The organism is Pelagicoccus sp. SDUM812002 (assembly GCF_031127835.1).
Classification (GTDB): domain Bacteria; phylum Verrucomicrobiota; class Verrucomicrobiia; order Opitutales; family Opitutaceae; genus Pelagicoccus.
Window position 1 is genome coordinate 65,778 of sequence record NZ_JARXHX010000011.1, and the last position, 25,738, is coordinate 91,515.

A 25,738-nucleotide genomic window follows, 5' to 3' on the forward strand; every position below is an offset into this window, starting at 1 on the left:
GCTTAGGATTCTGGAGCCCCTACCAGAGAATCATACTTGTTGAGTGCTTGATAGAGGCGCTTCGAAAAGGGTCGAACCGACCGAGATCCTTCCACTAACCCGTCGCTCAGCGGATTCCAACCCGCCTCCAAGCGATCGATCGGCGAACCTGCAGTGGACAAATCCGTCCGACCTCCGGCGTCGTTTCCAGCAAAGGAGGTCAAGGTCACCCGATTACCGCTGGATTGCTTGGTATCCACAGATCCCATACGCACTCCACCATTATTCTCCTCGATGGAGCAAGACGCGATTTCGACGTTGAACACGCCGTTTTCGTTGTCGTCGTGCGAGAGAAAGAACGCCCAATTACCGGAGTTGCGAATCGTAGACTGGTAAAACATCAACCCTGTACTGTGACGGGCAAACACACCCACATCTTGGTTGTTTTGAATCAAGCAGTTCGAGAACAAGGCATCGTAAACCGCATTGTCGATGCTGACGCCAGCGCCTTGGTTGTCGCGAAGATCGCAATCGACCGTGTAAACCTGAGTGCTGTCGTAGTAAGCGACTCCGTCGAAATAGTTGTTGTCGAAAATGCAATTCTTGGCGAGCACGTCGCGACAACGCCAGCTGATGACCAAGCCACCGGAGCGGTTGTTTCCGCAGCGCACGCCTTCCACGCGCAATCCCGTAACGGTGCGAACATCGATCCCGTTGTTGCGAATCCATGGCAGGTGGCGATCGTATTCGCTCAATTGAGCTTCCCTATTTCCGTCGATTTCCAAATCCAATATCGCGATATTTTGAATCCGTTCCGAGTCCAAAGGGTACTCTGCCTGCGAACCGACTGCGATCACCGGAGTTTGAGCCTTGTTGGCTAACTTCAGCAACACGCCTGACTCTCCACGAACCGTCACGTTGGAACGATTAATGTGCAGACTTCGCTTCAACTTGTACTCACCTGCAGCTATCTTAATCAAAAGTGGATCCGTACCGCGCTCATCTAAGATCGCTTGCACCTTCTTGAAGTCTCTATCGCGAGTAATTTCAAAAACCTGAACTGCTTGCTCCGACATGTCTGGCGCGTCCTCCGCTTGTGGCCGACTGACCGGCGACGAATATGCCAAACTCGAAAACGCAAAAACTGCGATGAGAATAAAATGTACGACTTTAAGACTTTCTCGGGATAACATAGTAAAAAGATTAAGGGAGATTGTAAGTATAGGGCTATATCGTCAAAAAAGCTACAACCTCGCTGCCAAATCTGGCCCATTTACAAATTTACTACTAACCCCTATCCACTCCCTATCCAAAATCCGTGCGTTATGGCACCTTTCCTCGAGCGCGTCGCACCTGCCCGGCCGAAACATTGCAAAACGCAACAACCCAGTATCCTCCATTCAGATACATTTAAGCTGAGCCTTAGTAACTGTCACCGTGTCCTAGGAGTTAGAATACCCTCGATCCAGATGGGGTGTCCACCAAGAGGTCTCGCACTTATAGGTTCGTCGTGATCTTGAGAGTGTGTTTTGCCAGTCGACATCCCTCCAGTGCCGTGGCCGGAAGTTGTTTCACGCAACGATCTTGATACCAAAAAGAGCAGGTCGTCTGACCTGCTCCTTATTGAACATCTACATGGGTAACCACCTATTCGCCGATTCAGCGACTAGTGCTACAAGCTTTCTAGCAAACGAGCGATTTCGTCCCGCTTGGCTTGCGTATCCGCTAACTGCTTACGAGCCCCCTCAACCACATGAGCGGGTGCCTTGTCGACAAAGGCTGGGCTGTTGAGCTTGCCGCTACCAGCCTTGATCGCACCGTCGAGCTTTCCGAGCTCCTTGCTGAGACGAACCTTTTCCGCATCCACGTCGATCGCACTAGAGAGATCAAGATAGACAGTGCCTAGGGCACCGACTGCACCTGGACAGCCGTCTACAGTTTCCTTGAGCTCGATGACCGAGGCTCCCGCCAGCTTCTTGATCGTATCCAAATTCTCGAAGACGATCTTGGCGCTGTCGGAGTCGACGGCACTTACAAAGAGCGTCACGTCGCGCTTGGAGGCTACGTTGTACTCGGCTTTCACGGAGCGGGCCTTGGTGATGAGTTCCTTGACGTGCTCGACATTCTCAGCGGCCGCTGAATCGACCGTGACACCCGCTGCAGCGAGTTTCTCCGCAAGTTCTTCCGCCGTTAGCAAAACCGTGTCTTGGATGTATCCGCTTTCTTCGCAGTAACCCATGGCATGCCAGAGTTCTTCGGTGATGTGCGGCATGACCGGATGCAGCAGCTGCAGGGCTTGGCGAATCACGAGGTCAGAAGTGGCGAGGGCCATGTCGTGACGCGGATCAGCCTTCTTCTGCAGCAGCGCTTTCGCCGCTTCGACATACCAATCGCAGAAGTCGCCCCAAACGAAGTTATAGAGCGTATGGGTAAGCTGATGCATTTCGAACTTGGCAAATTGACCCTCGATCTCTCGCATGGTGTCGAGAGTACGATTGAGAATCCAGTTACTGTACCCATCGAGTGGCGACGTCGCGAGTCGACTTACAATGGAGTCGAGCGACGTGTTCGCATCGACGGCTCCATTCATTTGGCGGAAGCGGCAGGCGTTCCAAAGCTTGTTGCTGAAGTTGCGCCCGATTTCGATACGCTCTTCTGAGAAAAGGATATCGGAGCCGCTAGGGGCGATGTTTATGATGCCGAAACGCAGACCGTCTGCTCCGAACTTTTCGATGAGGTCGAGCGGGTCGGGAGAGTTGCCCAAGGTCTTGGACATCTTGCGTCCTTTGGCATCGCGAATAAGGCCGTGAATGAAAATATCCTTGAAGGGGATACGGGCCGCGATCTCGTCGTCGGTGAGCTCTTTCTTGTCGTCTCCGTAAAGTTCGAGACCCGCCATGATCATGCGAGCGACCCAGAAAAAGATAATGTCGAAGCCGGTGACAAGGGTGCTGGTCGGGTAGAAGTGGGCGAGCTCCTTGAGGGTCTTCTCGTCTTCGTTTGGCCACCCAAAACAAGCGAACGGCCAGATGTAAGAGGAGGCCCAGGTGTCGAGCGCGTCCTCGTCCTGTTCCCAGTTCTCGGGATCGGACGGGCCGTCGACCGACACGTGCAAGTTAGCGGGGTCGAGGCGGTCTGCTCCCTTCTTATACCACACGGGAATACGTTGCCCCCACCAGAGCTGACGGCTGATGCACCAGTCCTGGATGTTGTTGAGCCAATGCAGGTAAACCTTTTCCCAGCGCTTCGGGTGGAACTTGATGATGCCTTTTTCAACGGCCGCTTTGGCTTCCTCGACCTTCGGGTACTTGAGGTACCACTGCTCGGAAAGGCGCGGTTCGATGGGCACGTCCGCCCGCTCGGAGAAACCGACGTTGTTTTCGTAGTCTTCGGTATCGACCAGCAGGCCGAGCTCTTCGAGCTTCTGGGCGGCAACCTTGCGAGCTTTGAAACGCTCCATGCCAGCGAATTCCGGACCAGCTGCCTCGCTGAGCGTGCCGTCAGGATTCATCACATCGATGAGCGGCAGGTCGTGGCGCTTGCCGATATCGAAGTCCACCTGGTCGTGGGCTGGCGTGACCTTCAAGGCGCCGGTTCCGAAATCCTTTTCGACCGCGCGATCCGCCACAATGGGGATTTCCTCCCGAGGGAAGGGACGCCAGACGTGCTTACCGACGAGGTCCGTGTAACGCTCATCGTCCGGATGAACCGCTACCGCGGTGTCGCCCATTATGGTTTCGGGGCGGGTGGTAGAAATCTCGATATAGCGGCCTGGCTCTTCGACAATCTCGTAGCGCATCTTCCAAAACTTGCCCTTCTGGGGCTTCATGACGACTTCCTCGTTGGAGAGTGCTGTCTGGGAGCTAGGGCACCAATTGACGAGACGCTTGCCGCGATAAATGTAGCCGCGTTCGTAGAGCTTTACGAAGGCCGCCCGAACCGAGCGCTCGTACTCTTCGTCCATGGTAAAGGTGGTACGACGCCAGTCGCAGGAGGCGCCGAGCTTTTTGAGCTGATTGAGAATCTTGCCGCCGTGGTCGTCGCTCCACTGCCAAGCGCGTTCGAGGAACTTGTCGCGGCCAATCTCGCGGCGGGAAGTGCCTTCGTTGCGCAGGGCTTGCTCGACCTTCGTCTGGGTGGCGATCGAAGCGTGGTCGGTGCCGGGGTACCAGAGCGTGCTCTTGCCCTCGAGACGTGCACGACGGATGAAGATGTCCTGCAGTGTGTTGTCGAGAACGTGGCCCATGTGCAGGATCCCGGTGACGTTGGGCGGTGGGATCATGATGGAATACGGGTCCTTGCCCGCTTCCACTTCTCCTTCGAAGCAACCGTTTTTCTCCCAAGCGGCGTACCACTTGGCTTCAACTTCCTTCGGATCGTAGCCTTGATTAATTTCCTGTGCCATGAGCTTTGCGCGGTTTTTCGAAAAAAAGGGCCTAGCGATAAGGCTCAGCTCAAGGGAGGGCAAGTGCGATTCGCCCACGTTTTCAGTTCCCCACTTTGCGCCTTTCTCACAGCGATAAGCAAATTCAGTTCGGGATAATCCATTATCTAATTTAAGTGATTGAGCCTGCGGCCTTTAATGGCAGCATTCCGTCGAGTTCCCATTTGGGAGCCCGATCTGCATCGTCTGAACCCCAACGAAACCAAACCATCACCATGGATCCAAAAATGCCACGCCGCGACCTCTTGAAAAAAGTCGCACTAGGAGCCGCCGCAATCGCCAGCGCCAAAGCCTTTGCCAATCACCACGAATCCAATTCGCCTATGAACTTGAAGCGAAACATCCACCATTCCGCCTGCCGCTGGTGCTACGGCAAAATCGAGTTCGAAGACCTCTGCATACGCGGCAAAGAAGTCGGACTGGAGGCCATCGACCTCGTCAACGTCGACGAAATCGCAACCCTCAAAAAACACGGCCTCGAAGCCTCTCTGGTTTGGGGAGTTCCCGGCGGCATCACAGACGGCTTGAATCGCGTGGAGAACCACGATGCCATCGTCACCTTCTTCGAGCAAACCACCCCTAAAGTCGCGGCCCAAGGCGCCAAACGCATGATCGTTTTCTCCGGCAACCGCGATGGCCTCGACGACGAACAAGGCCTAGAAAATTGCAAGATCGGCCTAGAACGTATCATGCCTATCGTGGAGAAGCACAACGTGCAGGTGGTTATGGAACTGCTCAACTCCAAGCGAAACCACCCAGACTACCAGTGCGATCACACCAGCTGGGGCGTCGAACTGGTCAAGCAAGTCGGCTCTGAGCAATTCAAGATGCTCTACGACATCTACCACATGCAGATCATGGATGGCGACATCATCGACACCATTCGAGAAAACCACCAATACTTCGGCCACTACCACACAGGCGGCGTACCTGGCCGTCACGAGATCGACGAAACCCAAGAACTCTACTACCCCGCTATCATGCAGGCGATTGTGGATACAGGATTCGACGGCTACGTCGCCCAAGAATTCGTACCAAGCTGGGAAGATCCCATTGCGGCGCTCGCGCACGGCATTCGCACCTGCGACGTGTAGTCAAACGTAGCATACAGCTTCAAAGAACGGTCGATTTCCCTAGCGGGAATCGACTTTTTTCGTGAGGTCGAGCGCTACAGATCTCAGTGTTGCTGGAAGCGGCGACCACGTGCGGGCCAGCCGATCCGTCTCTCGAATCTAAGCTCTACCACCCAGTTTCTGGAGCAGCTTCTTCGTCATCAAGATTCCAGTGGGTTCGTCGAGGGATTTACCCTCCCACTCGATGCCGATGTATCCACGATATCCTGACCTTTTCACGACATCCATAAGTCGTGGATAATCCATATCGCGCTCGAAACCTTCCGGATTGAAGTTGAAGGTCTTGGCGCTCACTCCCTTGGCAAAGGGCATCAGCTGTTGCGTGCCTAAATACTTGTCGTACTCCTCTCCCGATTCACGATTGATCGTAAAGTTTCCGAAATCAGGCAAGGTTCCGCAGCGCGGATGGTCCACCAGGCGCATCACCGCGGAAAGCCAGGCACCATTGCTCGAGAGCCCCCCGTGGTTTTCGACGATCACGCTTATCCCGTAGCGGTCGCCGATTTCGCTGAGCCGTCGCAGTCCGTCCGCCGCCAGCTTCAGCTGCTCGTCGAATTTGCCTTCGGAAGCCGCATTGACCCGGATCGCATGGCAACCCAAAGCTCGCGCCGCCTCGATCCAGCGAACATGGTTCTGCACCGCTTGGGTCCGCTTCGCCTCGTCAGGATCGCCAAGACGTCCTTCCCGGTCGCACATGATGAGAACATTCCTTACGCCCTCGCCCGCAGAAATCTTGACCAGCTCGGCCAGGACAGCTTTCGACCACCCCTCCATATAAAACTGGTTTACGTACTCGACCGCATTCACGCCAAATTCGTTCTTGGCGATCTGGGCAAAACGCATCTTGTCTTTCTCCCCGCTCCAAAACGCCTTGTTGATAGACCACTGAGCCAATGAAATGTCGAACCATGTGCCGTCCTTGCGGGGGTCTGCCGCAGTCTGAGCAAGGCTCTTGCCGGTTAGAAATGAGGCGGCCGCGAGGCCAAAAGCACTTTTCACGAAATGTCGGCGAGAGTCCATGGATAAGGGTAACGGGTTCGGGTTAAAAACTTAGGAATCGACTAGAAGACGAACACTAGCCTTGGGTTATTGGCAACCAACTTCACAATTCCCCATTCATAAGAGCTATAGACCCGTTGCACCAAAAGCGGCTTCCAACAAGCTCCCCCGCCTTTACGCCAAACATGAGAAATCTCGTCATCGCCATCGCCCTTTGTGGCCTATCCACTAGCAGCCTTTTCGCTGCTAAGATGAAACTCAACGACGCCGACCGTCGTCCCGAGCCCATCATCCTGGAGGCCAGTCCAGACGTCGAACTTGCCCTCCAGCAAATGCAGCTCCCGGAAGGCATGGAAGCTACCCTCTGGGCAGCCGAGCCCATGCTCGCGAATCCAGTCGCCTTCGACTTCGACGAGCATGGTCGCCTCTTCGTGGCCGAGACCTACCGCTACGGATCCAGCACCTTGGATATCCGCGGCTACATGGGCATGCTAGAAGAAGACATGGCTTTCCGCACCGTCGAAGATCGCGCACAAGGCATTATCGAGCTCTTCGGAGACGACGCTCCTAACTTCGCTGTAGAGGGCGAAATTCTCCGCCTCCTAGAAGATCGCGACGGAGACGGCACAGCCGACTTCTCCTCTGTCTACGCCGACGGATTCAATACTTCCGTCGACGGCATCGCCTCCGGAGTCTTAGCCCGAAAAGGGGACATCTACTTCACCAACATCCCCCATCTGTGGAAATTCCAAGGAATCGACGATACCGGTAAAGCCCAAAAGAGCGAGAAGGTCCTCAGCGGCTGGGGCGTTCACTTCGGCTACACCGGACATGACTTCCACGGCCTCATTCTCGGCCCGGACGGCAAGCTCTACTTCTCCATCGGCGACCGCGGTGCCGACGTAACGGCCCCCGACGGCAGCCACATCTCGTATCCAGATACCGGAGCCGTCTACCGCAGCAACCTAGACGGAACCGAGCTCGAAGTCGTGCACACGGGCTTGCGCAACCCCCAGGAACTCGCCTTCGACGAGTTCGGAAACCTCTTCACCGGAGACAACGATTGCGACAACGGCGACTTCGAGCGCCTCGTACTCATCGCCGAAGGTGGGGACTCTGGCTGGCGCATAGGCCACCAACACGCACCCCTGGGAGCCGCCGGTGTTTGGATGTCGGAAGGCTGGTGGCAAACCGAATTCGAAGGCCGCACAAAGTTCGCACTTCCTCCGATTTCCTACATCGAGGACGGTCCCTCCGGCATCGCCTTCTACCCTGGCACCGGTCTCTCGCCAGACTACGCCGGTCACCTCTTCATCACCCACTTCAAAGGCACCATAGCCACCAGTGGCGTCTACACGTACACGATGAAACCCAAAGGAGCCTGGTTCGAGCTCGATGAGAAGAAGCCATTCGCTAAAGGCGTCCTGCCCACCGATGTGACATTCGCCCCTGATGGAAAATTCTACGTGCTCGACTGGGTGAACGGTTGGCCAAAACCTGGCCAAGGTCGCGTTTACTCCATTTCCAATCCTGAAGTGCAAGCGAGCTCCATCGTCGCCGAGACGCAAAAGCTCTACGCGGAAGGCATGACAGGCCGCAGCGTCGAAGAACTCGCCAGCCTCCTCTCCCATCCTAATTGGAACATCCGCCTCGAAGCCCAGCTTGAGCTAGCTAGCCGGGGAGAAGACAGCCTACAAACGTTCGTCAAGATAGCCCAGGACAGCAATTCATCCCTACACTCTCGCTTGCACGCTACTTGGGGCCTCGGCATCTTGGCCGACCACGAAATCGCAAAAGCGAACGCCGCCATCTCAAAACTCGCCGCCTCCGAAAACGACGAACCCGAAGTCGTCGCCCAAGCCACCAAGCTCATCGGCGACCACAAGATCAGCGGAAACGAAGCGTTGCTTATCGAACACCTCGCCCACCCATCCTCCCGTGTCCGTTACTTCGCCGCCCAAAGCATCGGCAAGCTCGAGCAGGTAGATGCCGCTCCCGCTCTCCTACAGGCCGCCCTCGAAAACGCAGACGAGGATCCTTACCTCAGCCATGCCATCGTTATGGGATTGGTCGGGGCCAAGAACATGGGTGCCCTCGCTGAAGCCGTGACCGACGAGGCAAAAGCCGTCCGCTTCGCTACCTTGCTTGCGTATCGCCGCCTTGGAGACGTCAACGTCGCCCGCTTTCTCCACGACTCGGACAAGGAAATCGTCTTCGAAGCCGCACGCGCCATTAACGACGCTCCGATCCAGGGAGCCTACCACTCCCTCGCGAAAGCGATCGACAGCCCTTTCGCTGATGACCCGATTCTCGCGATACGAGCCATCAACGCCCGTTTTCGAATCGGCGGAGAGGACAATGCCCAATTTCTCGCCAATTACGCAGCTAACGAGAGCAACCCCCAGGATTTCCGGCTCGAAGCGATCACACAGCTAAAGTCGTGGCCTGACCCACTCCAGCGCGACCGCGTCATAGGCGTCTATCAACCTCTCGCAGCCCGCAATGCCCAAATCGCCATCGATGCCTTCAAGGCTAATGCCAAGCAATTCTTCGCCTCGGAAAACAACGCCGTACAGGTGAAGTTTCTCCAAGCCCTAAAAGAGCTCGAAGTCACCGGGCTCGAGGATCAACTTTACGCCTTTGCTAAAGACGAATCTGCCAACGGAGAAGCTCGAGCTGCCGCTTTCGCACTCCTCAACACGCTCAACGATCCACGCATGGACGAGCTCGTAATTGCGGCCAGCCAGTCCAACGCGTCAGAGCTTCGCCTAGCCACCCTTCCCATCGTATCCGAACGCTCCCCCGAACAAGCGAAGGTCACCCTCAGCCTAATGGCGGAAGGAAGCGTCGAAGAACAGAGAGTCGCATACGAAACCCTCGCCGGTTCCCAGCAAGACTTCGCCATCGAGCTGCTCGCAAAAAGTATCGGACGCCTCGCCGCCGGCGATGTGCCCTACGCGGCGCAGCTAGAGCTGATCGAAGCCGCCAAAGAAAATTCATCCAAGAAAGTCCAACAGGCATTTCAAGACTATCAGGCCAAGGTCGCAGCATCGAGCGATCCCACCGCAGCTTTCTCCTACGCCTTGGAAGGCGGGGACGAGCGGGCCGGACGCCGTGTCTTCAACAACAACCAAGTCATGGCCTGCGTTCGTTGCCACATCGTAAACGGCCCCGGCGACGCCGCTGGACCTAACCTCACCGACGTCGGCCTACGTCTGAATCGCCAAGAACTCCTCGAGTCCATCGTCGCCCCAAACGCCACCATCGCCGAGGGTTTCGACAACGTCATCCTGTCGCTTCAAGACGGAACTTCCGTCGCCGGGATTGTCGAAAACGAGAATGACGACGAGGTCACCCTTAAGCTCGTTTCCGGCGAAACCAAAACCTATCCTCAAAACCAAATCGAGAAACGCGACGCGATGCCATCCAGCATGCCAGCCATCTTCGCTCCATTGCTCTCTCAAACGGACATGCGCGACCTCGTAGAGTACCTCAGCACCCGTACCTGGGACCCCAACACCGAAAGGACGACACACGGCGAATAGTTCGTAACCATATTTTGACTACAAAGGCGTTCTCATCAAGAGGACGCCTTTTTTTGATGGTAGGGTCGACTTGCACCCCATCCGCCCTTCATCATTCCAAGACAAAAATCCCTACGCAATTTCCCAATCCGCGGAACCCGTTCTCTCGTACTAGTTTCAAAAGTTCTTATGGATACCTCTCTTCGCCCCTTCCTTATCTTGGGCGCTCTCCTCGCGCTCGCCTGCAATCTTCACGCCGCTCCACGCGACGATCTCTGGCTCAAGGTCGCCGAAGCCGAAGCCCAACGGCTCCCCAAAACCGCCATCGAGGCCCTCGAGCCCATTATCGAAGCTGCCCTCGCCGATGGTTCCCACGCCGAGGCCATCAAAGCTATTTCCAAGAAGATCGCCCTCGAAACTCAGATCCAAGGCGAACTTCCCGAGGAAAGCATCCTACGCCTACAAGCCGAGCTCGAGCAAACGCCACCCGAGCTCCGACCCGTTTTCCAAACTCTCCTCGCCCATTCCTACTGGAGCTACTTCCAGCAAAACCGCTGGCGCTTCCTCCAACGCACCCAGACCGCGGAATCCCCCAGCGAAGACTTCCGCACTTGGGACCTCACCCGTATCCTCCGCGAGATCGACCGCCACTTCACCGCAGCCCTGGCTAACAAGGAATTCCTCCAGTCCATCCCTATCGAAGACTACGACGCGTTTCTCACTCGGGGAACCGCCCCAGACGCCTACCGTCCCACACTCTACGATTTCCTCGCCCACGAGGCCCTTTCCTTTTACCAGAGCGGCGAGCAAGCTGCCATCGAGGCCGAAGTCAGCTTTGAGATCTCCGCTAATTCCCCCATTTTCGACGGCCCCCAAGCCTTTCTCGACTGGCAACTCGAGTCCAGCGGCTCCTACTCTCCCGAGCTTAAAGCCGTTCAGCTCTTCCAAGAGATACTCCACTTCCACGAAGACGACTCAGATCGCTCCGCTTTCTTCGACGCCGACCTCGCACGCCTCACCTACGGCTACAATGTCGCTCTCGGCGAGGACAAGGACCAGCGATACAGCGACGCTCTCTCAGAGTTCATCGAACGCACGGCTCGACATGAGATCTCCACCCGAGCGATCGCCAATCTCGCAACCTACCATCACGCCCAAAACGAGTTCCAGATTGCCCACCAAATCGCTAGACAAGGACTCGAAACGTTCCCCGAAAGCGTCGGCTCGGTCGAGTGCTATAACCTCCTCCAACAAATCGAGCAAAAGTCCGCCAGCATCCAAACCGAGCACGTTTGGAACGCTCCATGGCCAACCATCGACGTCACCTACCGCAACGTCGAAAGAATCTACTTCCGAGCCATCCGCGGTGACTTCGAATCGGACCTAGCTAGCTCCCAACCCAAGGACCTATCAGACAAGACACTACGTGCCCAAGAGCCCACCTACGCTTGGCAAGAAGACCTCCCCTCCACCCCCGATTTCCAAGAGCGAACTCAAAAGCTAACCGCACCCACAAACCTTCAGCCCGGTTACTACTACATCCTCGCTAGTCACGACCCTTCTTTCTCCGTTCTAGACAACCAACTCAGCAGCGCAACCGTCTGGGTGAGCAACCTTGCCCTCATCCTGCGCACCCAAGAAACGGATACACCCCTCGCTGGGTTTGTACTCAAGGCCCGCAGCGGCGATCCCATCGAGGGTGCCAAGGTTCAAGTATGGCGCCAAAACAGAAACCAACGATTCCGCAAAAGCCTCAATCTCACCACCGACGCCAACGGATACTTCCAACTTCCCAGCCACCTCGATCGCGAACGCACTATCATCGTAGCCTCCTACCAACACCAAACAATCGCTAACAGCCAAGCAATCTGGCCCTATCAAAACGATCGCGGTACGGGTTCCAATAACTACACCGCCTTTTTCACCGATCGTGCCATCTACCGTCCCGGCCAAACGATCAGCTTCAAAGGGATCGCCATCCAGACTCACGCCTCCCAGAACCAATATCAAACGCAACCCAACCGCAAAATAACGATCGCCTTGCGCGACGCAAATCGACGCGTAGTCTCCGAGCAATCACACCGCACCAACGACTATGGATCCTTCAGCGGCAGCTTCACCGCTCCGAGCGATGGATTGCTAGGACAAATGAGCATCGAAGTAATCGATGGAAGTCGCGGGTCCACTTACTTCAACGTCGAAGAATACAAACGTCCCAAATTCCAAGTCACTCTCAATCCACCAGAAAACGCGCCTAAACTCGGCGAAGAGGTCTCCCTTACCGGCAAAGCTACCGCCTATACAGGAGCCTCCATCGGCGGCACCAAAGTCAAATGGCGCGTTGAGCGCGGCGTGCAAGCCCCGCTCTGGTGCTGGTGGTGGATTCCCCCCGCTACCAAAGCCATAGCCCACGGAAGCGTCACCACCGAATCTGACGGTAGCTTTAGTATCCATTTTCCAGCGACACCTGATAAAAGTGTCCCCCGCGAAAACGAACCGATCTTTACCTACACCGTCTACGCAGACGTCACCGATACCAACGGCGAAACTCGATCCGCTTCCACCAGCACCCGTGCGGCCTACACTGCCCTGCAAGCTCAGCTCTCGGCTGCCGAATGGCTAACCGAAGATTCGCCCGTTGAAATCGCCATCAGCACCCAATCGCTCGACGGTACCCCGCAAGCAGCCAAAGTCAGTCTCAAAGTCTTTCGCCTGCAGCAGCCTGAAACAATCGAGCGAAAGCCACTTGAGTACAATAGCTACAACCACTGGGGTTATCGATTGTCCGAACCAAAATACGACCCGTCAAACCCCGCCACCTGGGAAAACGCCAGCACCGTATCCAAAAAGAACATTAAAATCGATTCCAGCGGCAAAGCGACCTATTCGGCCAAGCTTTCCGCCGGTCCTTACCGCGTAGAGCTGCAAAGCAAAGACCGCTTCGGCAACCCCGTCACCGCTCGCCACACTTTCACCGTACAAGCGCCCGACGTGCCCCATCATGCCACCAAGATTCCCAACTTCCTCGGAGCTCCTTCTCTCAACCTAGAGCCAGGTGAAAGGCTCGATGCTCTATGGGCCACCGGATATCCGCAAGGCCGGGCCTTCATCGAAATCGAGCGAAACGGCGAAACGCTAGAGAGCTATTGGACCGACGGCGAGCAAAGCCAAGAGCGTATTCAATTCCCAATCACCGAAGACTATCGCGGCGGACTCACACTGAGAACAACCTTCGTACACGAAAACCGAGCTTATTTCGAAACCCGCCGCGTCACCGTGCCTTGGACTAACAAACAGCTACAGGTCAAGTGGGAACGTTTTCGCTCCAAACTCGAGCCCGGCCGAGCCGAAACTTGGACTGCCACCATCACCGGCCCCGACGCGCAAACCGCTGCCGCCGAAATCGTCGCGACCCTATACGACGCGTCCCTTGACCAATACCGACCACACAACTGGCCTAATTACCTCGGAAACTTTTACAACGAATACCCCAGCGTAAGTAGCCAATTCTCCAATACGCAACAAAGCTTCAATCTTTTCCTTAGTGATTGGGCACCCAACATGCGAAGCGTCAGCTGGAGCTACCGCAGCCTTCCCTATTGGATAAACCGCCAATACGGTTTTCGCGATCTCGCGCGGTACCAACGTTATAGTGGCGGAGCCGAGGAAACCTTCGAGCTATCCCCCTTTGCTCTAGACGCCGCCGGAGACGAAGGATACACTGCTACCAGCACATTAGCCGGAAGCCGCTTGAACACGAGTATGAAGGATGTCGCTTCTCCAATGAGCACAAATGCTCTTGAGCTAAGTCACGACCCTGCCCTACCCCCTCCCCCCGCTCCCGACCTATCCCAAGTCTCTGCCCGCAAAAACCTCAACGAAACTGCCTTCTTCTACCCTCACCTATTAAGCGACGAGGACGGTGTAGTTAAAATTCAGTTCACCATGCCGGAAGCGCTCACCAAGTGGCGTTTCTTCGGCTTTGCCCATGACAACGAGCTGCGCTCCGGTTTCCTCAGCGATACTGCGGTAACCGCAAAAGATCTGATGGTAGAACCCAATCCGCCGCGTTTTCTACGCGAAGGCGACGAAGTCGAATTCACCGTTAAAGTGAGTAATCAATCCGAGACCGAGCAGAACGGCCAAGTCCGCCTCACCTTCTCCGCCGCAGCCACCCTCGAATCGGCCGACGTATCCCTCCAAAACTTGGATACAGACAAGAGCTTTACCATTCCCGCCAAAGAATCCCGCAGCTACTCCTGGCGCATCAAAGTGCCCGACGGAGCCGGCGTGCTCACCTACAAAGCCGTGGGAGCCTCCGATTCCCTCAGCGACGGAGAGGAGGGATATCTGCCCGTATTGAGCAAGCGAATACTGGTCACCGAATCCCTCCCCTTGTCCATCCGAGGCAAAGGCAGCAAAGAGTTCGACTTCGACAAGCTGCTCGCCTCAGCCGATTCCGACAGCCTCCAGCATCAGAACCTCACCGTGCAAATGGTTTCCCAGCCGGCATGGTACGCAGTCATGGCCTTGCCCTACTTGATGGAGTATCCCTTCGAGTGCAGCGAGCAGCTCTTCAATCGCTTCTACGCCAACGAGCTCGCCTCCCACATCGCCAACTCCGATCCAAAGATCCGACGCGTCTTCGACCTCTGGAAAAACACTGAAGCCCTCGATAGCCCCCTCGAGAAAAACCAAGAGCTCAAATCCGTGCTCATCGAAGAAACCCCATGGCTTCGCCAAGCGAAAAACGAGAGCCAAGCCCGCCGCAACGTCGGCATACTCTTCGACCAAAACCGCCTACAAAACGAATCCAGCAATGCCCTCAGAAAACTCGCCGAGCGCCAGCTCGACGATGGACGCTGGTCCTGGTTCCCCGGCGGCTATGCCAGCGACTACATCACTCTCTACATCGCCACCGGCTTCGGCCGCATGCGCCACCTCGGCGCCGAGATCGACATGGAGCCAGCCATCCGCTCCCTCGACGCCCTCGACCACTGGATGCAGGAAAGCTACCGGGATATTCAAGAATGGTCCCAGCCCGAAGACTACGTTCCCGGCCACCTCATCTCGCTCTACCTCTACGGACGTAGCTTCTTCCTTCAGGAAAAGCCCGTCGCCAAGGAACACCGCCAAGCCCTCGACTTTTTCTTGGAAAGAGCGCGCGAACACTGGACCCGAGTATCCAGCCGCCAAAGCGAAGCCCATCTCGCCCTCGCCCTGCAACGCTTCGGCGACCGCGACACCCCCGCCGCTATCGTCAAGTCACTCAAAGAACGCAGCGTCTCCGATGAGGAACTCGGCATGTTTTGGCGAGACACAGAGTACAACAGCTGGTGGTGGTACCACGCCCCGATCGAAACTCAGGCGCTCATGGTTGAAGCCTTTGCCGAAGTTGCCGAAGACGCCCAAGCCGTGGAGGACCTCAAGGTCTGGCTGCTCAAGCAAAAGCAAACCCAGAACTGGAAGACCACCAAAGCCACTGCCGACGCTGTCTATGGTCTGCTCCTTCGCGGACAAAACCTGCTCGCCAGCGATGCCCTCGTAGCTGTGAAACTCGGCAGTCAGACCATCGAACCGGAAGACGTAGAGGCCGGCACCGGCTTTTACCAAAAGAGCTTCGTTCGCCAAGAAATCCAGCCCGAAATGGGAAATATAACCGTCACCAAAACTGATGACGGCGTCAGCTGGGGCAGCGTCCATTGGCAGTACCTCGAAGACATGAGCAAGGTCACGCCCCACGAAGCCACCCCGCTCACCTTGAAAAAAACGCTCTTCGTCAAAGAAAATTCAGCCAGCGGTCCCGTTCTCAAGCCCATCGATGGCCCACTATCCGTGGGCGATGAACTCGTGGTCCGCCTCGAGCTCCGCAGCGATCGCGACATGGAGTACCTTCACCTCAAAGACCAACGCGGCAGCGGCACCGAGCCTGTTAATGTGCTCAGCGGCCACCGTTACCAAGACCGCCTCGGCTACTACGAGAGCACCCGCGACACCGCCAGCCACTTCTTCATCCACTACCTCCCGAAAGGGACATACGTCTTCGAGTACTCCACCCGAGTGCAGCTAAAAGGTAGCTACCAAAGCGGCATCGCTGAGATCCAATGCATGTACGCCCCCGAGTTTAACAGCCACTCACAAAGCGTCCTCCTCGCAGTCGAGTAGTCGTGGGTTGAGCTTGATCTCAAATCAACTGGTGGAATGGGCCGACAAAGTCCCGCTTGAGGGTGCACTGCTTCTATCCTTCGCAACACTTCTGTTTGGCTGGATCTGCAGCCCTGGAATTGCTCGCAATTGGCAACGCATCCACTCCCTGGACGAGCGCTTCGCGTTTGCCTACGATCTCAAAAGATCCACCAAAAACCTACACTCTCGCAACTAGAGCTTCCTCGCGCCCGATAGAGCATTCAAGAAATCGGGCACGCCAGAAACGTACTGGCAACAAAACGCGTCCGCGGCGTCCGGTAGCTATACCGTCAACTCCTACCCCCTTTGCGTATCCTCTTACTTTCAACAGCTTCCGTCGCTAACTGAACAGCGATACCTGATCCTCAAAATCCAGTTTCCTTCAGGAGACTGCGTTTGACGAAGATCGTCAGGCTTCCAGCTTGCTGTTGACCCGATGCGCCTCATTCGCCTTGCTGCCCTCCGAGCGGAGGCGCACGCGCGTGCTCCCAATCGATCCCGTAAATGATTCAAGCCTTCACCAAACGATTGAAGAACGATGCCAGCGCCCAGCTAGCATTTACCTCCGAGACTAAGTCGGCCGAAAAACTCGCCGCTCTCAAAGGCTTTCTAAAGTCGGGGACCGAAACCATTTTGGCCGAGCATCGAAATGGAGCCCCTGGGCTCGAAATTGCCAGAGCACGTTCCCTGATGATCGACACCGTCATCACCTACTTGGCAGAGCCTGCCATGGCAGAGGTACAAAAGCTTTCAGCAAATTCAGACATCTCTATCTCTGTAGTAGCGCTAGGCGGTTACGGGCGCGAGGAGCTTTGCCCACTTAGCGACATCGACATCATGTTCCTGTATCCGTCCGACACTGACGGAAAGTTACTTGGTAAAGCCCAAGAGCTTCTCGTACAGGAGGTCCTCTACCCGCTCTGGGACGCTGGCTTGAAAGTAGGGCACTCGACCCGTTCCGTAGAGGAAGCCTTCAAGGAGGCAAAGGCCGACATCCAGACTAAGACCGCCCTACTCGAAGCGCGGCGTATCTGCGGCTCCGCCCCGCTCTTTGATGGTTTCCAAAAATCGTATCATCTCTTCTATCGCAAGGACGACCCGAAGGAGTACATCAAACAGCGTCTAGACGACCAGCGGAGCCGTCGAGCCAAGTTTGGAGGTTCCATCTACATGCAGGAGCCGGACATCAAAAGCGGCGTGGGAGGGTTGCGGGACTACCATAACACGCTCTGGATGGCCCAAGTCCGCCTCAACCTCAAGGACATGGCAGGACTCGTGCCGCTCAACTACCTCAGCAAGCAAGAGCTCGAGGACATCCGGGCCGCCTACGAATTCCTCATCCGCGTCCGCAACGAGCTCCACTTTCGCGTCAAACGCCCAACCGACCTTCTGTCTCTGGAGCTTCAGCCTAAAGTCGCCTACCGTCTCGGCTACAAGCAGCGCGACATCCTGGAGCGAGTCGAAGGCTTCATGCGGGACTACTACAAGCGTGCCCAAATCATCTACCGCGTATCCAAAAATATCGAGAAGCGCCTCGCCCTTACGTCGAAGCAAGAAAGCAAAAGCCCGCTCGAGTCCGTCAAAAGCTTCCTCCTCGCTCGCCGCAAGGAGCGCGTGAAGAAGGTCGACGGCTTCCTCATTCGTGGCCAGGAAATCACATTCGAAGACGACAAGGTTTTCATCGAGGAACCCAATCGCCTGATCCGAATTTTTCGCCACAGCCAGCAAAACGGAGTCGAGATAGATTTTGAGCTCAATGCTCTAATTCGAGCATCGCTCGGACTGGTCGACGACGAGGTACGGCAGTCCCCTGAGGCCAATCTCAGCTTCCGTACAATAATGCAGGAAGCCGGCAACGTATACCCTACGCTCAACGAAATGCATGAGCTCGGCGTACTCGGCGCCTTCATCCCGGAATGGGGAAAACTGACCTGTCTGGTCCAACATGAGTACTACCATCGCTATACCGCTGATGTTCATACCCTTCATACGATAAGGGAACTTGATGAAATATTTTCAAATCCAAAAGATATCTACAAATCCTACAGAGAGGCGCTTCATGAACTCCGGTTGCCAAATCTTATTTACTTGATCCTGCTCCTACACGACATCGGCAAAGCGAGAGGCATCCGAAACCACGCAGAAAACGGGGTGGAGATCGCAGATCCCATTTTGGACCGCCTACAAATCGACGAAGAAAATCGAGCCTCCGTACGATTTATTATCAAGAATCACCTACAAATGGCGCGATTTTGGCAGAGGTTCGATATTGATGATCCAGACACCGCTAAAGCGTTTGCTGAACAGGTCGAGTCGCCAGAACTCCTGCGACTTCTCTATGTGCACACCTTTTGCGACGCCAAAGGCACAGCTGCGGGACTCTGGAACCAATACAAGGATACGCTTCATCGCACCCTCTATCGTCGTGCCCTCGATGTCTTCAAGTCAGAAGGCAAGCTGGACCAGCATTACGAGCAGCACAAGAAGATGACCCAACAAGAACTGCACTCCATCGATATCGAAGGCGTCGGTTCCGAAGAGGTCGACGCCCATTTCAAACTTCTACCGGACCGATATTTCATCAACACGTCAAAGGAGGAGATCATCAAGCATATCCAGATGATCAACGACCTTATCAAGGCCATCGCTAAAGCCGACTCCATCGGAGCGCTCAAGCCGATCATCGACTGGAAGCACGACGTCAATCGTTCCCTCACCGTCGTAAACATCGTCACTTGGGACCGGGCCGGCCTTTTCCATAAGCTCGCCGGGGCACTCAATATCGCAGGCTACTCGATCCTTTCCGCCAAAGCGATTTCACGCGACGACCACATCGCCATCGATACCTTCTACGTCACCGAAAGTGGACGCGGACCTTCGGACGAGACCAAGGCCAAAGAAGCCTTCGCAAACGCAGTGAAGGACGCTCTCGTTTCCAACGAAGATTTGTACCCACGCATCCTCGACATGGTGCGCAAGGAGGCCGCCGACATCTTCAGCAAAAACGACGACAACCCGCTTGCCGAATCCTTCGAACCGCAAGTGGACGTCTACCACGAACTCTCCCTGCAGAGAACAATTCTCGAAGTCCAAGCACCAGACCACCTTGGCCTACTCTACCAGATCTCTCATCAGATCTCCAAGCATGGCTTCGACATTACCTTCGCCCGCATCAATACCGAGCGCGGGATCGCCATCGACACACTCTACTTAAGTGAGCTCGAGCCCGGCGAAGACTCCGACGGCGAAAAGCTGATGGAGCTCCGCGAGAGCCTTACTAAAGCCCTCACCGCCAACAGCAAGCCTAGTTGAGATGGATTATGGAGGGACCGGTTCCACCCAGTCCGTGCTGCAAGAGCAGTTCCCAAAAGTCGTCTCTTACGATCAGGAAATCCAAATTTCTCCAAAGAATCGGAGTAACGCCTACCCCCTCCGCCCAAGAACAACGCACGCCCGTGAGGCGTGCCCAGAAAAAGAATACTAAGTGAGTGCAGTCTCCTAAGAGTCTTCCACTTCCGCTCCGAGCTCGTTCAGACGCTTGAGCATATCTTCCGGCGATTGAGCCTTTTCAAAAGCGTCGCGAGCCGAAATAAGCCCTTGGTTATACAAACTCAAGAGATGCGTATCCATGGGGATCATACCGAGAGCTGCTCCCGTCTGGATATCGGAATTGATACGGTAGGTTTTATTGTCCCGAATAAGAGCGCTAATCGAAGTCGTGGTGACCATGATTTCGAGACCTGCCACTCGACCACCGCCCTTCTTCTTGCAAAGAACCTGGGAGATGACTCCCACTATCGAAGAGGCGAGCTGCGTACGGATCATCTCCTTCATGTTCGCCGGGAAGGCGTCCACGATTCGGTCGATCGTCTTCGCCGCACTGTTCGTGTGCAACGTGCCAAAAACCAAGTGCCCCGTTTCCGCCGCGCTAATCGCTGCCTCGATCGTTTCCAAGTCTCGCATTTCCCCAACTAGGATAACATCCGGGTCCTGACGCAAAGCGCTGCGGATCGCTCCCGAGAAGCTATCCACGTCCACGCCTACCTCACGCTGGGTGATGATACACTTCTTATGGTCGTGATAGTATTCGATCGGATCCTCGATCGTGATGATGTGACCGCTTCGCCGCTCGTTGATGTAGTTAATCATCGAAGCCAAGGTCGTACTCTTACCCGACCCCGTGGGCCCGGTCACCAATATCAAGCCACGAGGGCGATAAAGCAGATCGCGTATCTTGTCCGGAATACCGATCTTATCGAGCGGGATGAAGTCAGCTGGGATCAAACGAAGAACCATTCCGTACGTACCCTTGGCCTTCAAAACGCTCACGCGAAAACGTGCCCGATCCAAGTATGCGAAACCGAAGTCAGCTCCTCCGGACGTCTTCACTGATTGAATGTAAGAGTCTGGCGTGATGGATTGCATCAGCTTCTCCGTATCCGAAGGCGTGAGGTCCGGCCCATCGACCGAAACCATATCCCCGTGCAGTCGAATCGTCGGTGGACGACCGACCTGAATATGCAAGTCAGAGGCCCCCTCGTCGAAGACCAATTCCAACAGCTCGTTCATCTCGTAGCTCATATAAGAGCAGTATCGTCAAAAACCGACCACACCTGAGCTCAGCAAGCCAACGAATCTCCCCTACAAAGAAACACGGAGAGAAGCGCACCAACTGTCGAAAAGTACCTATCGGACGAAAACAGCTGCTCCACAGACAGCTGTTCTTCTAGGCAAAAGCCGGCTCGTCCACCGTCACCGACAGCACTTCCTCCACTGTCGTCATGCCAGCCATCACCTTACGTACTCCATCCTCGCGCATCGAGCGCATGCCAAGCTGCCGCCCCAAGGTCCGCAGCTGGGCGGAGGTACCATTCGAATAGATCAAGCGCTCGACCTCTTCGTTGACATTGAAGATCTCAAACACGCCGATTCGTCCGCGGAAGCCTTGATCGTGACACTCCATACAGCCGTTGCCACGCATGAAGGTCGCTGCCCGAGCGTTTATCGGATCCAAACCCACGGCGTGAATCTCCCGCAAGCTCGGCTCATAACGCTCCCGACAATTCGGACAAATTTTTCGCACGAGTCGCTGAGCAATCGCCGCTCTCAGGGAAGTCGCTACTAGATAAGGCTTCACACCGATATCGACTAAACGCGTCACTGCCGACGGAGCGTCATTAGTATGCAGGGTGCTAAAAACCATGTGTCCCGTGAGCGAAGCATTGATGGCGATTTCAGCTGTCTCTCGGTCACGGATCTCCCCCACCATTATTATGTTCGGAGCTTGGCGGAGGATTGCTTTCAAAGCGGCCGAGAAGCTCATTCCGATCGATTTCTTAACGGGCACCTGATTGATCCCAGGCATCTGGTACTCGATCGGATCCTCGACCGTGATGATCTTGCGGTCTGACTTGTTGAGGAAGTGCAAGCAGCTGTAGAGCGTGGTGGTCTTGCCGGATCCGGTCGGTCCCGTGACCAACAGCATGCCGTCCGGCATCGTTATCATGCGCTCGTAAACCTCTTGGTCGTCGGGCAAGAATCCTAGCTCAGGCAGGCCCAGCATTAAGCTAGACTTGTCCAAAATACGCATCACGACGCTTTCGCCGTAAGCGGTCGGCAGAGTCGATACACGCAGATCGTACTCCGTCCCCTCCACCTTCACTTGGATGCGCCCATCCTGCGGCAGGCGTTTCTCGGCAATACTCATCTTGCCCATGACCTTGATACGAGATATGACCGGAAGCTGCAGGCGCTGAGGCGGCGGATTGGGAATTTCCTGCAAGGTTCCGTCCACCCGGAAACGGACCCGAAATCGAGTTTCTAAAGGTTCGAAGTGGATATCCGAAGCTCGCATGCCGATCGCATCCGAGATGATTACCTGCACGAGTCGGATGATCGGAGCATCATCCTCGCCTGTCATCGTCGTTGCGATCTCCACTCCAGAGTCCGCGACCTGCACCTCATCCGCCAGCTTGCGCTCCTCCTCGCTCAAACGAGCCGAAGCCGTAAGGTGCGAGTCGAGATAGGACGCATCGATAGCGATCTCCACGTCCTCCTCCATCGCCAGAACCGGCACGACCTGCTTACCCAAAAGGTGAGACAAGGTATCGAGCTCTTGTAGCGGATCCGAAATTGCGACCCTGAGACGATCGCGGCCGCCCGAGAGGGGAAAGACCTGAAAACGGCGGGCCAAGGACTCCTCCAAAAGCTCGCGGACGTTGTTTGGCCAAGGCGCTTCAGCGAGGTCGATTGACTCGATGGCGAATTCCTTCGCCAACTCCCGGACCACCACTTTGCGATCCGTGTACCCCTTAGAGAAGATAGCCTCCACGACTTCCTCGTCCCCAGCCCGAGGAAGAGCTGCCCGCACGGCGCGTAGTTGCTCTTCGGACACAAGTCCGCGCGATTCTACGACATGAAGGATTAGCGACGCGTCTGCCATAACTCACTCAACCAAAACCCATGCCTCACGGAGTCGCCAGACAAATAAAGGCTAGGGCGGAGCTTTAGCCCGCGATCGTTTTGCCGGACGATGCGAGAACGGGAAAGCGAGGCAGCAACGACACCGCCTCGCCCTAAAATCCAAAACAGCTGAAGCGTAACTACTTCAGCGACATCAAGAACTCGATGTTGTTCTTGGTCACCTTCAAGCGCTTGATCAACATCTCCATCGCTTCGACTCCAGGAACTCCCTGCATCACGCGGCGAAGGCCGTAGACCTTCTCCATTTCCTGAGGGTGGTAGAGAAGCTCTTCCTTACGCGTCCCGCTGCGTTCGAAGTTGATAGCTGGGAATACGCGTTTGTTGATGAGCTCGCGGTCGAGGTGGATTTCCATGTTACCCGTCCCCTTGAATTCCTCAAAAATGACTTCGTCCATTTTACTTCCCGTATCCACCAAAGCGGTACCCATGATGGTAAGCGTACCACCGTCTTCGATATTACGAGCCGATCCAAAGAAACGCTTCGGCTTCTGCATGGCGGTCGCCTCGATACCACCGGACATGATTTTACCGCTATTGCTGGCCAGAGCGTTGTAGGCGCGAGCGAGACGGGTGATCGAGTCGAGCAGGATAATAACGTCCTTCCCTTTCTCCACCATTCTACGGGCCTTTTCGCAGACCATCTCGGCGCAATGCACGTGGCTGGTCGGCGTTTCGTCGAAGGTTGAGCTGATCACCTCGCCCTTCACACGACGCTTAAAGTCGGTCACTTCTTCCGGGCGCTCATCAATGAGCAATACGATCAAGTGCGCTTTCGGCCAGTTCTCCTGAATGGAATTCGCCAGCCCTTGCAGTAAGATCGTCTTACCGGTGCGAGGCGGAGCCACAATCAATCCGCGTTGGCCAAATCCTATCGGCGTCAGCAGGTCGAAGGCACGCATGGATACGTCCTTCTTGCTATTGCCAGGGTCTGGCGTTTCCAAAACGAGGCGTTCAGTCGGATAATATGGGATGAGGTCCTCGAAGGGAGTAATCTTGGCCAATTCGACCGGATCCTCGCCCATCGCCGACACGATCTTCAAGGCAGCGGGACAGCGCTCGCCCTCTTCCGGAGCGACAGCCAGAACCTCTACTGCGTGACCGCGCTGCAATCCGTATTCACGAATCAAAGACGCAGGAACGTATACGCTCTCAGGCTTAAGTTGGTAGTTGCTGACTTGGTGAACGATATAGCCATGCCCATCGTCGCTTGTATCCAAATAGCCATTATCCTTGAGTACGCGTTTCCCTTCGCGGGCAAACTTGTAGAGAGCCTCGATCGCTTGCTTGCGGCTACTCTTGGGCTCTAGTTCAGCGCCAAGAGTTCGAACTTCCGCACCCATTGGCTCTACCTTCAATTCGTAGAGCGAGGTCAAATCGATCATTTCCGTTCCATCGAGCTCGGCTAAGATAGCCTCACACGCTTCCCTATTGGGAAAACGAGAGGAAGCAGGAAGATCCCCTTCGATATGGTCTCGCTCCGAAGGTGGGGGCGGCTGACGCCAGCCTCCTTGTTGCTTGCCACCTTTCTGGTTGCGATTGCCCTTCGGACCCTTGCCACCCTGTTGATTGTTTCCGCCACCATGGGGGCCGCTGCCGCCAACGTGCGGGCCACCTTTCTTATTCTTGTTCTTGTTGAACTTGCCGCCTTTTTGGTTTCGGTCGTTCCTTTGGTTACGATCATTCCGTTGCTGGCGATCACCATGCTCGGAACGCTGGTCGCCACCAGATTGATCCTCCGACTTGCCAGAAAAGGAATCCTTGTCGGGGTTAGGGGCTTGTCCTTCGGATTTGCGCGGATCTTCCACCACCTTTTTACGAGGTGCTGGGGCGTCGGCAGGATCCGATACGACTTCTACCGTTTGCTTATCTTCGGAATGAGAGCCACGTCCCTTGAAATCGGCAGGCCGAAATTCGTTGTCATCACCTCTCGTTGGAGCCGGCTTGGAAGCGACCTCCTTCGGAGCCGGAGCATCGAAGCTCTGAGCTGGAGCTGAAGCTGGAGCTGGAGCATCCGAGGAGGACTCTTTGGAGACCTTTTTCGCCACTTTCTTGGCTGCTTTTTTAGCTACCTTCTTCGTAGCTTTTTTTGCCGCCTTCTTGGCTACCTTCTTCGTAGCTTTCTTGGCTGCCTTGCGAGGCAGGTCGTCGAAACCGTAGTCGAGCGGCAAGCCGCCATCGTTGCTTGAGTCTGAGTCACTAGACATATCGAATGATTCTAGAGTGGAAAGGGAGTCAATTAGTCCCGGAACGTCGGCCACGTCAGCCTGACGTTCATAAAGTTACACGCTATTGGGTTTAGAGGTTTTTGATTTTCGAGATCAGATGGTCCACCTGCTCGGTGAGGAATTCGAGGCTACCCTCATTGAGTAAAACGCAGTCCGAAAGTTCCGCTTTTTCGGACACCGGCATCTGTCGCTTCATGCGGGCCAGGGCTTGAGTTCGATTCATTCCTCTCTTCTCAAGTCGCTCGACCTGCGTCTGCGGATCAGAGAACACGCAAATCGTAAGATCAACGTTTTTCTGTAGGTTTTTTTCGAATAGAAGCGGGATCTCAATCAGCCAATTTCCGCCGGATTCCGCAGCCTTCTCCCAAACCGAGCGGACTCGCGGGTGCAAAATCGCCTCTAATTTCCCTAATAGCTCCGAATCGCCGAAAACACGCTGCCCCACCTCTGTCCGATCAACGCCGCCGGACTCTAACCGAACAGACTCTCCAAACACGCCTACCACAGCGGCAATTGCCTCCTCGTCCTCTGCTAACAGTTCATGGACGATTGCATCCGCATCGATGGTCGAAAAGCCGCGCCCACTAAAAAACTTCGAGACCGTCGACTTCCCGCATCCAATTCCGCCTGTTAGCCCAATTTTCATCCCTTCAAGTCCCATAAACCAAGAAGTCTGTCACACAACATCGAAATCTGAACCACACTTCTCCAACAACCGAAGCTTGGCTTTCTCGATACATCTCCCATTCTCGACAATGCACTGTC

General features: G+C 55.5%; 11 protein-coding genes. 4 read left to right on the forward strand and 7 right to left on the reverse strand.

Annotated elements, in window-relative coordinates:
• Positions 1 to 2: 2 nt before the first annotated feature.
• Both QEH53_RS15820 and QEH53_RS15825 read right to left on the reverse strand, forming a co-directional pair.
• The gene (locus QEH53_RS15820) at positions 3 to 1,172 is read right to left on the reverse strand and encodes a right-handed parallel beta-helix repeat-containing protein (protein ID WP_309024190.1); all 1,170 of its coding nucleotides are present in this window, start codon (positions 1,170 to 1,172) and stop codon (positions 3 to 5) included.
• A 479-nt stretch (positions 1,173 to 1,651) separates the two neighbouring features.
• On the reverse strand, positions 1,652 to 4,384 hold the full coding sequence (locus QEH53_RS15825) for a valine--tRNA ligase (RefSeq protein WP_309024191.1): 2,733 nt from the start codon (positions 4,382 to 4,384) through the stop codon (positions 1,652 to 1,654).
• A gap of 266 nt (positions 4,385 to 4,650) precedes the next feature.
• Between QEH53_RS15825 and QEH53_RS15830 the strand changes: the two genes are divergently transcribed.
• Positions 4,651 to 5,517: a TIM barrel protein gene (locus QEH53_RS15830; RefSeq protein WP_309024192.1), complete on the forward strand. Its 867-nt coding sequence runs from the start codon at positions 4,651 to 4,653 to the stop codon at positions 5,515 to 5,517.
• 138 nt (positions 5,518 to 5,655) lie between these two features.
• Here the strand turns inward: QEH53_RS15830 and QEH53_RS15835 are convergent, their stop codons facing one another.
• On the reverse strand, positions 5,656 to 6,576 hold the full coding sequence (locus tag QEH53_RS15835) for a sugar phosphate isomerase/epimerase family protein (RefSeq protein WP_309024193.1): 921 nt from the start codon (positions 6,574 to 6,576) through the stop codon (positions 5,656 to 5,658).
• 164 nt (positions 6,577 to 6,740) lie between these two features.
• Between QEH53_RS15835 and QEH53_RS15840 the strand changes: the two genes are divergently transcribed.
• From QEH53_RS15840 to glnD, 3 genes are all read left to right on the forward strand, one after another.
• On the forward strand, positions 6,741 to 10,100 hold the full coding sequence (locus QEH53_RS15840; RefSeq protein ID WP_309024194.1) for a PVC-type heme-binding CxxCH protein: 3,360 nt from the start codon (positions 6,741 to 6,743) through the stop codon (positions 10,098 to 10,100).
• 168 nt (positions 10,101 to 10,268) lie between these two features.
• Positions 10,269 to 16,244, forward strand: a complete 5,976-nt coding sequence (locus tag QEH53_RS15845) for an alpha-2-macroglobulin family protein (RefSeq protein WP_309024195.1) — start codon at positions 10,269 to 10,271, stop codon at positions 16,242 to 16,244.
• A gap of 525 nt (positions 16,245 to 16,769) precedes the next feature.
• Positions 16,770 to 19,577: a [protein-PII] uridylyltransferase gene (gene glnD / locus QEH53_RS15850; protein ID WP_309024196.1), complete on the forward strand. Its 2,808-nt coding sequence runs from the start codon at positions 16,770 to 16,772 to the stop codon at positions 19,575 to 19,577.
• Positions 19,578 to 19,763: 186 nt separating this feature from the next.
• On the opposite strand, the gene QEH53_RS15855 is transcribed toward glnD, so the two are convergent.
• From QEH53_RS15855 to coaE, 4 genes are all read right to left on the reverse strand, one after another.
• Positions 19,764 to 20,846 (reverse strand): type IV pilus twitching motility protein PilT, encoded by a 1,083-nt coding sequence (locus QEH53_RS15855; protein ID WP_309024197.1) that lies wholly within the window; start codon positions 20,844 to 20,846, stop codon positions 19,764 to 19,766.
• Positions 20,847 to 20,991: 145 nt separating this feature from the next.
• The gene (locus QEH53_RS15860; RefSeq protein WP_309024198.1) at positions 20,992 to 22,707 is read right to left on the reverse strand and encodes a GspE/PulE family protein; all 1,716 of its coding nucleotides are present in this window, start codon (positions 22,705 to 22,707) and stop codon (positions 20,992 to 20,994) included.
• 160 nt (positions 22,708 to 22,867) lie between these two features.
• Positions 22,868 to 24,952: a transcription termination factor Rho gene (gene rho, locus QEH53_RS24210; RefSeq protein ID WP_345785732.1), complete on the reverse strand. Its 2,085-nt coding sequence runs from the start codon at positions 24,950 to 24,952 to the stop codon at positions 22,868 to 22,870.
• Between the two features lie 91 nt (positions 24,953 to 25,043).
• A complete protein-coding gene (coaE, locus tag QEH53_RS15870; protein ID WP_309024199.1) occupies positions 25,044 to 25,619 on the reverse strand; it encodes a dephospho-CoA kinase in 576 nt (191 codons plus the stop codon).
• Positions 25,620 to 25,738: the final 119 nt, after the last annotated feature.

Excerpts from the sequence above, each read along its gene's own strand:
- QEH53_RS15845 (WP_309024195.1), top strand. The coding sequence starts at position 10,269 with ATGGATACCTCTCTTCGCCCCTTCCTTATCTTGGGCGCTCTCCTCGCG.
- QEH53_RS15835 (WP_309024193.1), bottom strand. The coding sequence starts at position 6,576 with ATGGACTCTCGCCGACATTTCGTGAAAAGTGCTTTTGGCCTCGCGGCC.
- glnD (WP_309024196.1), top strand. The coding sequence starts at position 16,770 with ATGATTCAAGCCTTCACCAAACGATTGAAGAACGATGCCAGCGCCCAG.
- QEH53_RS15820 (WP_309024190.1), bottom strand. The coding sequence starts at position 1,172 with ATGTTATCCCGAGAAAGTCTTAAAGTCGTACATTTTATTCTCATCGCA.
- rho (WP_345785732.1), bottom strand. The coding sequence starts at position 24,952 with ATGTCTAGTGACTCAGACTCAAGCAACGATGGCGGCTTGCCGCTCGAC.
- QEH53_RS15825 (WP_309024191.1), bottom strand. The coding sequence starts at position 4,384 with ATGGCACAGGAAATTAATCAAGGCTACGATCCGAAGGAAGTTGAAGCC.
- QEH53_RS15855 (WP_309024197.1), bottom strand. The coding sequence starts at position 20,846 with ATGAGCTACGAGATGAACGAGCTGTTGGAATTGGTCTTCGACGAGGGG.
- QEH53_RS15830 (WP_309024192.1), top strand. The coding sequence starts at position 4,651 with ATGCCACGCCGCGACCTCTTGAAAAAAGTCGCACTAGGAGCCGCCGCA.
- QEH53_RS15840 (WP_309024194.1), top strand. The coding sequence starts at position 6,741 with ATGAGAAATCTCGTCATCGCCATCGCCCTTTGTGGCCTATCCACTAGC.
- QEH53_RS15860 (WP_309024198.1), bottom strand. The coding sequence starts at position 22,707 with ATGGCAGACGCGTCGCTAATCCTTCATGTCGTAGAATCGCGCGGACTT.
- coaE (WP_309024199.1), bottom strand. The coding sequence starts at position 25,619 with ATGAAAATTGGGCTAACAGGCGGAATTGGATGCGGGAAGTCGACGGTC.